Origin of the sequence: Ralstonia mojiangensis (genome assembly GCF_023955645.1) — a bacterium.
Taxonomy (GTDB): Bacteria; Pseudomonadota; Gammaproteobacteria; order Burkholderiales; family Burkholderiaceae; genus Ralstonia; species Ralstonia mojiangensis.
The window spans coordinates 609,306-622,841 of the sequence record NZ_JAMXHU010000003.1; the positions used below are offsets into that span (position 1 = coordinate 609,306).

12 protein-coding genes and 1 tRNA gene are annotated in these 13,536 nt (G+C 63.0%); 6 read left to right on the top strand and 7 right to left on the bottom strand.

All coding sequences use genetic code 11. The features are described from left to right. Positions 1–373: 373 nt before the first annotated feature. Positions 374–1,285, top strand: coding sequence for an amino acid ABC transporter substrate-binding protein (locus NG898_RS15000; RefSeq protein ID WP_252693088.1), 912 nt, complete (start codon positions 374–376; stop codon positions 1,283–1,285). A 60-nt stretch (positions 1,286–1,345) separates the two neighbouring features. Here NG898_RS15000 and NG898_RS15005 read toward each other — a convergent pair whose 3' ends face one another. Beyond that, complete coding sequence (locus tag NG898_RS15005) at positions 1,346–2,320, bottom strand: Kdo hydroxylase KdoO (RefSeq protein ID WP_252693090.1); 975 nt, start codon at positions 2,318–2,320, stop codon at positions 1,346–1,348. A 131-nt stretch (positions 2,321–2,451) separates the two neighbouring features. Further along, entirely contained in the window at positions 2,452–2,667 is a 216-nt protein-coding gene (locus NG898_RS15010; RefSeq protein ID WP_024976225.1) for a hypothetical protein, read from the bottom strand. Between the two features lie 311 nt (positions 2,668–2,978). On the opposite strand from NG898_RS15010, the gene NG898_RS15015 reads away from it, so the two are divergent. Further along, positions 2,979–3,053: transfer RNA gene (locus NG898_RS15015), tRNA-Arg, on the top strand. Positions 3,054–3,165: 112 nt separating this feature from the next. Here the strand turns inward: NG898_RS15015 and NG898_RS15020 are convergent. Beyond that, on the bottom strand, positions 3,166–3,354 hold the full coding sequence (locus NG898_RS15020) for a hypothetical protein (protein ID WP_315862498.1): 189 nt from the start codon (positions 3,352–3,354) through the stop codon (positions 3,166–3,168). A gap of 498 nt (positions 3,355–3,852) precedes the next feature. On the opposite strand from NG898_RS15020, the gene NG898_RS15025 reads away from it, so the two are divergent. Beyond that, positions 3,853–5,724 carry a DEAD/DEAH box helicase gene (locus NG898_RS15025; RefSeq protein WP_252693093.1) on the top strand — a complete coding sequence of 624 codons (1,872 nt, stop codon included), beginning with the start codon at positions 3,853–3,855 and terminating at the stop codon, positions 5,722–5,724. A gap of 150 nt (positions 5,725–5,874) precedes the next feature. On the opposite strand, the gene NG898_RS15030 is transcribed toward NG898_RS15025, so the two are convergent. Next, complete coding sequence (locus tag NG898_RS15030; RefSeq protein ID WP_252693095.1) at positions 5,875–7,173, bottom strand: ergothioneine biosynthesis protein EgtB; 1,299 nt, start codon at positions 7,171–7,173, stop codon at positions 5,875–5,877. A gap of 64 nt (positions 7,174–7,237) precedes the next feature. Beyond that, positions 7,238–8,284, bottom strand: coding sequence for an L-histidine N(alpha)-methyltransferase (gene egtD, locus NG898_RS15035; protein WP_252693097.1), 1,047 nt, complete (start codon positions 8,282–8,284; stop codon positions 7,238–7,240). A gap of 516 nt (positions 8,285–8,800) precedes the next feature. On the opposite strand from egtD, the gene NG898_RS15040 reads away from it, so the two are divergent. Further along, the gene (locus NG898_RS15040) at positions 8,801–9,493 is read left to right on the top strand and encodes a TerC family protein (RefSeq protein WP_252693099.1); all 693 of its coding nucleotides are present in this window, start codon (positions 8,801–8,803) and stop codon (positions 9,491–9,493) included. Here the strand turns inward: NG898_RS15040 and NG898_RS15045 are convergent. Then, positions 9,490–10,491 (bottom strand): threonine dehydratase, encoded by a 1,002-nt coding sequence (locus tag NG898_RS15045; RefSeq protein WP_252693101.1) that lies wholly within the window; start codon positions 10,489–10,491, stop codon positions 9,490–9,492. The genes NG898_RS15040 and NG898_RS15045 overlap by 4 nt on opposite strands. 216 nt (positions 10,492–10,707) lie before the next feature. Between NG898_RS15045 and NG898_RS15050 the strand changes: the two genes are divergently transcribed. Both NG898_RS15050 and NG898_RS15055 read left to right on the top strand, forming a co-directional pair. Further along, on the top strand, positions 10,708–11,502 hold the full coding sequence (locus NG898_RS15050) for a thymidylate synthase (RefSeq protein WP_045204474.1): 795 nt from the start codon (positions 10,708–10,710) through the stop codon (positions 11,500–11,502). Between the two features lie 4 nt (positions 11,503–11,506). Then, positions 11,507–12,010, top strand: coding sequence for a dihydrofolate reductase (locus NG898_RS15055; protein WP_147214144.1), 504 nt, complete (start codon positions 11,507–11,509; stop codon positions 12,008–12,010). Between the two features lie 65 nt (positions 12,011–12,075). On the opposite strand, the gene pmbA is transcribed toward NG898_RS15055, so the two are convergent. Next, a complete protein-coding gene (pmbA, locus tag NG898_RS15060) occupies positions 12,076–13,449 on the bottom strand; it encodes a metalloprotease PmbA (protein WP_252693103.1) in 1,374 nt (457 codons plus the stop codon). Positions 13,450–13,536 lie beyond the last annotated feature (87 nt).

A 13,536-nucleotide genomic window follows, 5' to 3' on the forward strand; every position in this document is an offset into this window, starting at 1 on the left:
AGCGCCCCTCGTCCGTCTCGGGCAGTCGGGACAAACCCGGTAGGGAAAAACGCCTAACGCTAGGCCCGGTGCGGCCTTGCACTGCCGCAACGCATGCAAGGTTCAGGCATGCACTGCAAGCGCGTCCGTTGCACCGATCGAAAGGCTGAGGCGGTGCGCCGCGCACGCGGCGTGTGCGCCACGCACCACTGCAATGCACTCGTCACGCGTGGATTTTTAGACGGTGAAATCCACTCTTGCAGCCTGCTTACAACACCAAAAAAGCACAGCCCTGCAGGTTGCTGCGCCGGGCCGTATCATGCGGCAGGCCCTCCGGCCACGAGCCGGGCATAACGATAAAGTGGGCCGCCGATTCTTTCCGGGGGATACAACCATGCCGTTCTTCACGCGCGCGCTGCCGGCTGCAGTGCTGCTCTACGCTTCGCTGTCCAGTTTCATACCGGGCGCTGCCTTAGCGTCCTCCACGCCGGTGCTTGATCGCATCCGCGATACCGGCACCGTCCGCGTCGCCTACCGCGAAAGCTCCGTACCCTTCTCGTTCTACGACGCCGATAAAAAGCCCGTCGGCTACGCCGTCGACCTGTGCCTGCGCGTGGTCGACAAGCTGCGCACGGACCTCAAGCGGCCTGATCTGAAAGTGCAATATGTGATGGTCACGCCTTCGACGCGGATGCCGGCCATCATCGAGGGCAAAGCCGACCTCGAATGCGGCTCGACCACCAACAACCGCGAACGCCGCGAGAAAGTGGCGTTCACGATCCCGCATTACATCGCGGGCATCCGCATGATCGTCAAGGCTTCGTCAGGTATCCGCAGATGGGATGACTTGCGCGGCAAGACCGTCGTCACCACCAAGGGCACCACCAGCGTGGCGGAACTGCGCAAGATGAACGACGTGCGCGTGCTGAACATGAAGTTTCTCGAAGCCAAGGACCACGCTGAATCGTTTGCGATGGTCGAAGCTGGCAAGGCGGACGCCTTTGCGATGGACGACGTGCTGCTCTATGGCTTCCGCGCCAACACCAAGACGCCAAGCGACTACGCCGTCGTCGGCGACATGCTGACGGTCGAGCCCTACGCGATCATGCTCAGCAAGGACGACGCCGAATTCAAGCGCCTCGTTGATCGCGCAATGACCAACATCATCCTCGACTACGACGCCGACAAGCTCTACAAAAAGTGGTTCCAGCAGCCGATTCCGCCGCACAGCGCAAAGCTGGATATTCCAATGAGCTTCCTGCTCCGGGATTCGTTCAAGTATCCGAGCGACAAGGTCGCCGACTGAACGCAACGGTGAAATCAGGCAACGCCGCCGTGCAGTCAGGCGGCGTTTTGCTTTGCGCTATCAGCGCTGGGCCGGCAGCATCGGCTTGTTGAGCATGCGCGACAGGACAGCTTCGGGCGAATGGGTGCGATCGGCAATCGCCGCTGGGTCAAGATAGAAAGTCTGCTCCATCATCGCGCGGCCATGCATCGCCGCATGCAGCGTCTGGTCGCTGAAGACCACCCACGTCGCACCCGGCGCGAATTCGAACGTCTGCTGCGGTGCCCGGCGCTGATAGGCCAGATCCGCCTTCGCGAGATCGTGCAACTGCAGCATGCGGTGGTCGTATTCGGAGCGCGGGCGTTTGGTGACATGCAGCTTGTGCATCAGCCACGATTGTCCCGGCAGCATCCCACGTGTTTTCGGCACAAACCGCTGGGCGAAGTCGGCAAAGGGTTCGCCGATGCGCCAGACGCGCGGGGCATCCGGATCGACGTTATGGAACACACGCAAGAGGCGTTGGCCGTGCAGCGGGTTCGACGGGAATGCGTCGACGTGCAAGCGCGTGTCGTCCTTACGCCAGCTGACTGGCCGCCCGGCAATCTCGGCTGGCCGCAACGACGTGCCGGCCCGCTTCAGGTGCGGGGCATAGCTGGGAAACAGCGTCAGCACGAGGCGCTCGGCAGCATCAGCGTAACGCCGGAGCAGGGTAGCGAGATCGCGCAGGTCGGCAGGCTGCCCGACGGCGCCGCGCACGCTGGATTCATTTGCCCGCAGGTTGATGTTCTTCGTCTTGCCGTCAGACCAGCGTGCGTCAAGAAAGCGCTGCTCCCCAGCATCAAGTGGGAAATCGAGCGCGGGAAAGTGCAGCACATTGCCGCGCTCCAACGCGGACCGCATGGCAGCCGCCTCATCGAACGCCACCGCGGGTGACCATTCACGCACCGGCCACGGCACCACCATGTCGATGGCGGTCGGCGCAGCGCCGATTTGCTGACCAGCATCATGGTTGTGCGCCCGCAGCGTGGCGGGCGCAAACCCTTGCATACTTCCCATGAACTTATCAATCGCTTACGTAAAATAATTGCGAATGATAGAGCGCTCACCAGTTCAGTGCATCGTCAGGAAACACAACACATCATGTCTTACGACATGTGCCGAAGACTTACCGAGGCGGGAAACGGATTTCAGAGAAAGTGTTTGACGACCTGCTCTTCGAGGCCGACAAAGCGCACGAGCTGGCGTGAACCGTCAGGAAATTGCTTGATGACGTGGCCGTCAGGGGTATCGGTGTGACGGAAATAGATCGGTCGATCAATCGTCCCGGGCCGATGCTTGGGAAGCAGACTCTCCAGCGACGGCTCCACCGTCCACGGATCGTCCCGTTCTTCGGATGTCAGCATGTTGGTCGCCTAGGGGTTTCTGAAAGGGGTGATGAAGCATAACTTCCGTGAACAACCGTGGAAAGTTCGTAATACTTAAATCTGATTCTTTGACCGATCGTTCGTTCGCTTTAGCGTTTGCCCCCTCACAGGAACATCTGGACTGTGGGCAACAACCTACAAAACCCGGGGCGTCATCATCGTTTCATATAGCGTCGGTAGCCGCTGCCGACGCGGCCCTGTGCTTCGGCGGTTCTCTGGTCTTGGCTCTGCAAATTGCGTAGAATCGCGGCTCGCTCGGGCGGCCGTTGGCGTCACCCGGGAGTCGGTCACTCGCCGTAGCACAATGGATAGTGCACGCGCCTCCTAAGCGTGAGATACAGGTTCGATTCCTGTCGGCGGGACCAGCAGATACGACAAAGCCAGGCAACACGCCTGGCTTTTGTTTTTTTGCCCGCACGAAACAACGAGGCCCGCCACATACGGGCGGGCCTATGGCTGCGGATGGCCCCGGGCCATCTAGATCAGCACCGGCAGCGCTTCGAGCACGAGCAGCCCGATCAGCACCCCGATAATCGTCAGTAGCACGCGGATCCCTACTCGCGCACCTCGGATCACCAGTGGCGCAGACGCCAGTCCGATCACGCCCGCAACGCAAACGGCGAGCAACAGGTACAGGTTGGAGAAGGCCATCGGGAATTCCATCATCCGCCCCTTTCCGGCCGTAAGCATGGCCGGTCTTTTCAGTATAGGCCGCGGGTTCAATCGGGCAAGCGGCGGCGCGGGCACGTACATCAGTGTCGCCGGTATTTTTGCGCACTGCAAAAATTCGTGCTATAGTTCGTGGCTTGGCTGCTTACTGCCGTATTTTTCGGTCCGCGGTGGGTCGATGGCTGGTATCAAAATCAGTGTCATCGCCAGAATCCCCGTCCGTTGCATGCATGCGCAGCCGATTGCCATTGTGCTTGGCATCGTCTCCGATCTCCCGCGTGGATTCACATCACGCCGAAGGGACCGCCGCCCCACCTCGCTGACCTGTTCAGCTTGAGGCCGGCCCACTCCCCCGCCTGTCCGTTCTGCAGCCCGTCTGTCGAACCGGCCTTATCCGATTGGCGCCGACGCCCGTGATTAACCGGTCGCCGTATCCCATTTCCGTCGTCTGCATCCGTTGATGTAGCGGCGCGGCAGCCTTACTACCTATTCGACATGACGCAGCCTCAAGACGGCAGCGGCGCTATTGCGCACGCTGAAACCAGCAACACCAATACCGAAAATCTCATCGCCGAAACCGCGACCCGTGCCAGCGCCTTTGCTGCACTGGGCCTGGACGACCGCATCGTCCGTGCGCTGGGTGAAGTGAACTACACCACGCCGACGCCAGTTCAGGCGCAAGCCATTCCGGCCTGCCTGTCGGGCCGCGACCTGTTGGTCACGAGCCAGACCGGTTCGGGCAAGACCGCCGCGTTCATTCTGCCGGCAATCCAGCGCATCAGCGAGCAGCCTGAGCCGCAGCGTCCGCGCATGGACGGCCCGCCGCAACGCATGAAGGGCCGCCGCCCCCGCCCGGCACCGGCCAAGCCGTCGCTGCTTGTGCTCACGCCCACGCGCGAACTGGCCCTGCAAGTAACCACAGCCACCGCACAATACGGCCGTCATCTGCGCCGCATCGTCTGCGCGAGCATCTTGGGCGGCATGCCCTATCCGAAGCAGCTCGACATGCTGGCACGCATGCCGGACATCATCATCGCCACGCCTGGCCGCCTGCTGGACCACATCGACTCGGGCCGCATCGACCTGTCGGCACTCGACATGCTCGTCTTTGACGAAGCCGACCGCATGCTGGACATGGGCTTCTCGGATGACATCGAAGCCATCGTCGGCGCCACGCCGGCCACGCGCCAGATGCTGATGTTCTCGGCAACGATGGACCGCCGCATCGAGCAACTGGCCGAGCGCATGATGCGCGAGCCGCAGCGTATCGAAATCGCCGCCGCGAAGATCGACCAAAGCAACATCGAAGAGCGCCTGCACTTCACCGACGACATGTCGCACAAGCAGCAGCTGCTGGATCACCTGCTGCGCGATGCGTCGCTCAAGCAAGCCATCGTTTTCACGGCGACCAAGCGCGATGCCGATTCGCTGGCCGAACGCCTGACCGAGCACGGTTTCTCCGCTGGCGCGTTGCACGGCGACATGCATCAGGGCGCACGTAACCGTACGCTGACGGCGCTGCGCCGCGGCCAGTTGCGCGTGCTGGTGGCCACCGACGTGGCGGCCCGCGGCATCGACGTGCCGGACATCACGCACGTGGTCAACTTCGACCTGCCCAAGCAAGCTGAAGACTATGTGCACCGCATCGGCCGTACGGGCCGCGCGGGCCGCAGCGGCATCGCCATTAACCTGGTGAACCACAACGACACGTTCCAATGGCGCCGTATCGAGCGCTTCGTTGATCGCCGCATCGACGCATCGGTGGTTGAGGGCCTGGAGCCGAAGCGCTCGGCCAAGCCCCGCACTGGTGGCCCGCGTGCCGGCGGCGACCGTGGCGGCTACCGCGGAAACGGTGGTAATGGCGGCGGTTATCGCGGCCAGCGTGAAGGCTACGGCGCACGCCAAGGTGGCAACGGTGGCAATAGCGGCAACAACGAAGGCCGCTTCCAACGCAGCTTCGGCGGGGACCGCGACGGCTTTGCTCCGCGCCGCGACGACCGCAACGGCAACAGCGGCGGCTACCAAGGCGCCCAACGTGAATGGAACCGCGACGACCGCGCCCCGCGTCCGTCGTATGGCCAAGGCCAGCAAAACCGTGGCGACTGGCAACAACGCCCCGCGCGTACGCAAGGCACGCAAGACGGCAACCGTGGCTACGGCAACAGCGCCGGCACCGGCAACGGTGGCGGTTATGGCAATCGCGATGGCAACCGTGAAGGCGCCGCCCCGCGTCGCTTCGGCGACAACAACGGCGGCAGCCGCTTCGGCGACGGTGGCAACGGCGCGCAGCGTCGCAGCTACGGCAATCGCGACGGCAACCGCGACAGCTATGGCAGCAAGGGCCGTTCGCGCGATTTCGATCGTTGATCGATGATCGATGAAGGGTCATCTTTTCCGGATGGCCTTAGCAGACAGCCAACAAAAAACCCCACGTCTAACAGCGTGGGGTTTTTTGCTTCTTGGGCAACGCCGGTCAATCGCGACTCGACTTGCCGGTCGTGCCCGAAAAGGCTTCCATCACAGCGCGCAGGTTCGGAAGCCGACAAAGACGTCATCACGCTCCGGCAGCAGGAAGCCCCGGAAACGCGGGTGACGGGTGCGTTGCGGCGTATGTGCGGCAGCGCCCCGCACCGCCTGCATCGTCATGAAATGCGGCGCCGACAGGCTCGCCACACGACCGCGCGGCATGCCCGGTACAAAATCCGGATACGGCTCGAACGGCGACGACGTCCACTCCCACACCTGCCCCCAATGAAAGCCGGCCCGACCCTGCACCGCGGCCATCTCCCATTCGTCTTCGGTCGGTAAGCGACGGCCGGCCCAGCGGCACCACGCCTGGGCTTCGTACAGGCTCACATGGCGCACGGGTTCGTCGCGGTTGATCGTACGCGCCTGACCGTAGCGCAGTGCCTGCCAGGTACGCGTGGCGGGATCGCGCTGCCAACCGAGAGGCGCCGATCGCTCCTGCATCATCAGCCACTCCATGCCGGCCGGCGACCACCACTGCGGATGGTCGTAGCCGCGGTCTTCGATGAACTCCAGGTATTGGCCATTCGTGACCGGCTGCGCATCGATCTCGAACGCGGGCACATACGTGCGGTACGGTGGACACTCGTTGTCGAAGAAGTACCCATCGGCGTCTGGCCAGCCCATCTGGAAGCGGCCGCCGGGCAACGACAGTGTCTGCGCAGCCGGCACGGCCACGGCGGCCAGCGGCGGCTGGCCAGCGGGTTGCAGGCCCAACACCTGCAGCAGGCCGTGCAGATGTTCGGCGCGCAGATCTTCGTGGAACACAGCCCAGCGGAACGGTTCGAGCGCCGCATCGTCATCACTGCCGAGCGTGGCGAGCTTACGCAGCACGCGGTCGAGCACGTCATGCGCATACTGCTTGATTGCGGCAATGCCGGGCAGCGTCAGCTCCCAGCACGCTTCTGGCGGCATGCGATCCATGTCGAAGAAGGCGTCAGCGCCATCAAGTGCGGCGGGCAGCGTAGCTTGCCACAGCGCCAAGTCCCACTCGGTACCGGCGCCGTCTTCGATGGTGTCGCTGCCGTTGCGCCGCGGTTCGCGCAGGCACCAGAACTCTGCAAACCAGGCCAGTTGACCGAGTGTCCAGAGCGGCGGAGCGTGATGCTCCACGCGTTCAATCTGCCAGCCGCGCTGCGTATCTCCAAACGCCGACAACAGCGCCAGCGTGCGGTTGCGCGCATCGACCAAGCTGTGCGCGATGCCCTGGCGCGGCAAGCGGCGGCCGTCGGTCCAGTCGGGAAGCGATCCGATGAAGGTCGGATCGGGGAGCATGAAGAATTCAGCCATCGCGGCAAACCTCGGGCAGGAATCGATCCATTATCGCACCGGCCTGGAGGCGCCGCGCTCGCGCCTAACGGCCTACGCTCGCATGGCAGACGGCAAAGTCACCGCCGGTGTCAGTCCAGGCATGCAGATCCTCGAACCCGGCATCGGCAAACATCACTTGCAGGCTCGCCAAGTCGTATTTGACGGAGTTCTCGGTGTGCATGCGGTCGCCAGCGGCGAAGGCGCGGGCTTGCTTGTCCCATCGCACCGTTACATCGCGACGAGCTTCTAGGTGCATCTCAACGCGATGGGCTTCTGAGCGGTACAGCGCGACATGGCGCCAATCCCGCACGTCGAAATCCGCCCCCAAGAGCCGATTCAGGTTGCGCAGCACGTTCAGGTTGAACGCGGCGGTCACACCGAGCGGATCGTCGTAAGCGGCTTCGAGCCGGTGGGCATCTTTGATAAGGTCAATGCCGATCAGCACGCTGTCGCCAGGCGCGGAAGCCTCGTGCAGGCGTGAGAGAAATGCCCTCGCCTCTTCCGGCGTGAAATTGCCAAGGCTCGAACCAGGGTAGAACCACACGCGACGCCCGTCGCCCACGGCATCAGGCAACACCAGCGGTGCGCACAGATCGGCGCCAATGCCGACCATCGGCAATTGCGGATGCTGACGCGCAAGCCCACGCAGCGTATCCCGCAGAAAATCTGCCGAGATGTCGATCGCCACATAACGGGACGGCGCAAGCGTACGGAACAGGCGTGCGGCCTTCTCGCAATTGCCGGCGCCCAGGTCGATCAACGTGGCGCCGCGACCTACGCGCATCGCGATCTCGGCCCCGTGCAGGCTGAAGATGGCGGCTTCGGTGCGCGTCGGGTAATACTCGGGCAGGTCGGTAATCGCTTCGAACAGACGCGAGCCGAGGGCATCGTAGAAGAACTTCGGGCTGATATTGGCCGCGGGTGAGAGCAAGCCAGCCTCTGCCTCGGCACGCAGGGCAGCGTCGTCTTCCGTAAAGAGCTGGTAGAAAGTCAGGCCCGCGCCAATGGCGTCGACCGTGGGCTGGGGCTGGATCAGACGCGCCAGCGCGCGGCGGGCATAGGCATCGGCGGACGGCTTGGTGGCCTGCATGGTGTCTCCCGTTGTGGGTGGAACGGCACGGTGCTGCATGGTCATGAGGGCCATTGACAGCGAGAAATGTGCCATCGCGCCTATGCCATCACCGCACGTCGGTGACGCGCGGATGAAATTGCAGCGTAGACGCCGCTTTGTGACAGCGCCACCGTTCTTTCGCCGGAGGCTGCCACAACGCGGCATCGCGCTAATCGTAAAAATCACCCGCACCGCTGAAAAAATCACGCACACCGTGCTGCTAGGCCGACGTTGCGTTTTTGCAGCGCACAATCCGCCCGCTGCGATATAATGCGGGCTTCCTCAAAGGGGAGTAGCTCGGGGGTTCTTCAGCCCCAGGCACGATCGTCATGACGAAGCCCACGCTTCCGGTCGTGCCGGCACCAGCAGGTTCCCAACCTGTTCGTGTCGAGCAAGACCTTTGCAACCGGATTTCATGGTCTGCAAAGCGCCTCGCCCCAGCACTCCATGCTGTTCGGTCAACCGATTTTTATTGTTGTTTGACTTGGAGCCACCATGGAATGGTTGTCTGACATCTTCACCATGCAGTTTGCCGCCGCGCTGGCATCGATCATCGTGATCGACCTCGTGCTTGCGGGCGATAACGCCATCCTCATCGCGCTGGCGGCGCGCAACCTGCCGCCCGAGCTGCAGAAGAAGGCCATCATGTGGGGCGCGGCGGGCGCCATCATCGTGCGTGCGCTAATGACGCTGGCAGTGGTGTGGCTGCTGAAGATTCCGGGCCTGATGCTGGTGGGCGGCTTGGCGCTGGTGTGGATCGCATGGAAGCTTCTGGCTGACGACGGCCAGGGCGGCGATGAACACGGCGCGGGCAGCACCACGCTGATGGGTGCGATGAAGACCATCATCATTGCCGATGCAGTGATGGGCATCGACAACGTGCTCGCCATTGCCGGCGCATCGCACGGCAGCTTCCTTCTGGTGGTATTGGGCCTGCTGATCAGCGTGCCGGTCGTGGTGTGGGGTAGCGGCGTGGTACTGCGCCTGATCGAACGCTTCCCGGTCATCATCTACGGCGGCGCCGCTGTGCTGGCTTATACGGCCGCGCACATGATCGTGGCCGAACCGGTTCTCAAGGCGTTCTTTGCCGCACAGCCGCCGCTTAAGTGGGCAGTGTATGTGGTGGTGTTCGTGGTCGTGCTGGGCGGCGGTTGGCTTGTCCAACGTCGCCGCCAACAACCCGCCTAAGCCAGGATCGGCTGACCGGCAAGCACGCGTGCCAGCTTGGCGCGATCAATGTTGCCGCCGGTCAGCGGCAGGCCGATGCGCTGGCCAGCAATCCGCTCCCGCTGCTGCCATGCACCCGCAAGGGCCGCGGCGGCGGCGCCCTCCGCCACGTTGTGCGTGGTGGAAAAGTACAGGCGAATGGCCTCTGCCACTTCGGCATCCGTCACCGTAATGATCTCGTCGACGCCGGCGCGGATCACCTCCAGCGCCTTCGCATCCGGTGTGCGGCATGCAAGCCCGTCAGCCAGCAGCGTGGACACCGGCGCCGACTCCACGGTACCGCTGGTGAACGACTGCTCGTAGCATCGGGCATGTGCCGACACGACGCCAACGATGCGCGTCGACAGCCCCAACGCATCGCGGGCTCGCACTGCCGCGCAAATCCCGGAACCCATGCCGATCGGCACGTAGACCACATCCAACGGCGTGGCCTCAAGAAACTCCAGCCAGTAGCTCGCCACCCCGACGACCAGATCGTCGTGATACGAGGGCACAAAGTGCAAGCCACGTTCACCGGCCAATTGATCGGCGAACTCGCGACTTGCCTGGAAGTCATCACCCGCTTCAATGAGTTCTGCGCCAAGTGCGCGCATGGCGGCGTTCTTCTCCACGCTATTGCCATGTGGTACGACGATGGTGACGGCGATACCGTTCCCGCGCGCCGCCAATGCAATCGACTGACCGTGATTACCGCGCGTCGCCGCAATCACACCGCGCACCTCTGGCTCACGTTGGCGCAAGGCATGCAGATAAGTCAGCCCGCCCCGCACCTTGAACGTGCCCACTTCGGTGTGGTTTTCATGCTTAACCCACACCGCCGCCCCCATCGCTTCCGAGAGCAACGGCCAGCAGTACTGCGGGGTCGGCGCAATCGCCGCATGGACCACGTTGGCGGCTGCGCGAAGAGAGCGCAATTCGGCGGCACGGGTGGCCGAAGCCTGGGTAGCCATAGACGACACGGTGTTTCTCCGGCAGACAGTTGAAAGTGATGTGGCGATCTTGCCAGCGTTGCCTGCTAGGCAACATCGACAATTCTGCGCTTTGCCAGTCCTACCGTGCCGCTCATCCGACCGGGCCAGTTTCCGGACACTGCCGGTACAGTCGGCGCCGCGCGGCTCACGTTACAATGCGGCTCACCTGATATCCGACGCCCCCGCCTTTTCGCCCGCGCTCGCATGAAGCCTTATCTCGACCTGATGCGCCATGTCTACGAACATGGCACCGACAAAGCCGACCGCACCGGCACCGGCACGCGCTCCGTGTTCGGCCACCAGATGCGCTTCAACCTGCAGGACGGCTTTCCGCTGGTGACCACCAAGAAGGTCCACATCAAGTCCATCGTCTATGAACTGCTGTGGTTCCTCCAAGGCTCGACCAACGTGCGGTGGCTGCAAGACAACGGTGTGACGATCTGGGACGAATGGGCTGACGCCGACGGCGAGCTGGGCCCCGTGTACGGCTCCCAGTGGCGCTCCTGGCCGACGCCTAACGGCGAACACATCGACCAGATCGCCGAGCTGATCGCGCAGATCAAGCGCAACCCTGATTCGCGCCGGCTGATTGTCTCCGCCTGGAACGTAGCCGAGATCCCGCGCATGAAGCTGCCGCCCTGCCACGCGTTCTTCCAGTTCTATGTGGCTGACGGCAAGCTCTCGTGCCAGCTCTACCAGCGCAGTGCGGATATCTTCCTGGGCGTGCCGTTCAACATTGCCAGCTACGCGCTGCTGGTGCACATGGTTGCGCAGCAGACTGGCCTCGATGTGGGCGACTTCGTCTGGACTGGCGGGGATTGTCACCTCTATAACAACCACTTCGAACAGGTCGAGACGCAACTCGCACGTGAGCCGCTGCCGTTGCCAAAGCTGCACATCAAGCGTAAGCCTGAAAGCATTTTCGACTACCAGTACGAAGACTTTGAGATCGTCGGCTACCAAAGCCACGCAGCCATCAAAGCACCGGTGGCCGTGTAACCGTATGACCATCCTGACGCTCATCGTCGCCCGCGCCCGCAATGGCGTGATTGGCCGCGACAACACCCTGCCCTGGCGCCTGCCCGAAGATCTCGCCCACTTCAAGCGCACGACCATGGGCGCGCCCATCGTGATGGGCCGCAAGACGTACGATTCGATCGGCCGCCCGCTGCCGGGCCGGCGCAACATTGTCGTCACGCGTAATGCCAAGCTCGAGCTGCCGGGCTGCGAGATTGCCTATTCGATGGAAGACGCGCAGCGTCTGTGCGTAGGCGCCGAGCAGATCTTTCTGATCGGTGGCGCGCAACTGTACGCGGATGCCCTCCCGAGCGCAGACCGCCTGATCGTCACGGAAATCGACGCCGATTTCGAAGGCGACGCGCACTTCCCCGCGCCCGACCCGAAGCTCTGGCACGAGGTCGCACGCGAGACGCACCACGCGGCAGCGCCCAACGATTTCGACTACGCGTTCGTTACGTACGAACGCCCGCCATCGAACGAGCAGTAACCGGCGGCAGACGATAAAAAAACGCGCTCAGTTTCGAGCGCGTTTTTCATTTCGGCGGCGGCGATTTACTCGCCGGCAATCGTCATCTGTTCGATCAGGATCGAGCCGGTTTCCTTCGTACCACGCACGAGCGCATCGGCTCCGATGGCAACGATCTGGCGGAACATCTCACCAAGGTTGCCGGCAATCGTGATTTCTTCCACCGGATACTGAATCACGCCATTTTCAACCCAATAGCCTGACGCGCCGCGCGAGTAATCGCCCGTCACGTAGTTCACGCCCTGACCCATCAGCTCGGTTACCAACAGGCCCGTACCCATGCGGCGCAGCATGCCGGCAAAGTCGTCTTCCGGCGTGGTCTTGCTGGAGAACAACGTCAGGTTGTGCGAGCCGCCGGCGTTGCCCGTGGTTTGCATGCCGAGCTTGCGCGCGGAATACGTCGACAGGAAGTAGCCCTCCACCACGCCGTTCTTCACCACATCGCGGCGCTGCGTGCGCACGCCTTCCTCGTCGAACGGCGCGCTGCCCATGCCGTTGAGGACGTGTGGGTCTTCCGTGATCTGCACATGCGACGCGAAAACTTCCTTGCCCAGCGTATCGAGCAGGAACGTCGACTTGCGATAGAGCGCGCCGCCCGACACCGCCTGCACAAAGGCCCCCAGCAAACCCGCCGCCAGCGGCGCCTCGAACAACACGGGGCACTTGCGCGTTGTCAGCCGACGCGCGGACAAACGCGCCAGCGCACGTTCTGCCGCGTACTTGCCGATCGCTTCAGGCGCCGCCAGATCGTCCGGCGAGCGCTTGGACGAATACCAATCATCACGCTGCATATGCGCGCCCGAACCGGCAATCGGCGCAGCAGAAATGAAGTGACGCGAATACGGGTAGCCCGCCATGAAACCGCGCGACGTGGCCAGCACGAAGTGCGAATGCTGCGCCGAGATGCTCGAGCCATCGCTGTTGCGGATCTTCGGGCTTACGGCAAAGGCAGCAGCTTCCGCGGCGCGTGCGATCTCCACGGCGGCTTCGGCGTCGATCATCCACGGGTGATAGAGCTGCAGGTCTTGCGGGTGTTTCTCCAGCAGCTCTTCTTCTGCCAAGCCGGCGCAATCATCGTCGGCTGTGAAGCGCGCAATGTTGTAGGCAGCCTCGACGGTCGAGCGCAGTGCCGCCGGCGAAAAGTCCGACGTGCTGGCGTTGCCGCGTTTCTTACCGAGCATGACCGTCACGCCAACGATCTTGTCGCGGTTCTGCTCGATGGTCTCGATCTCGCCCTTGCGCACCGTGACCGACAGGCCTTGGCCTTCGGAGATTTCCGTTGCGGCATCGGAGGCGCCGAGTTCGCGTGCAATGCGGAGCACATCGGTGGCCATCTCCTCGAGCTGTTCGCGGCGGTAGGCAAACACAGGGGCGGTCTTGGAATCGAGCGTATGAGACATTGGCAATGGAGGGGAGAAACGGGGGCCGGGATTTTGCCAAAAGCGGGCAAGAACTGGCGAAAGTGCCCATCATAGCAAGATACAATG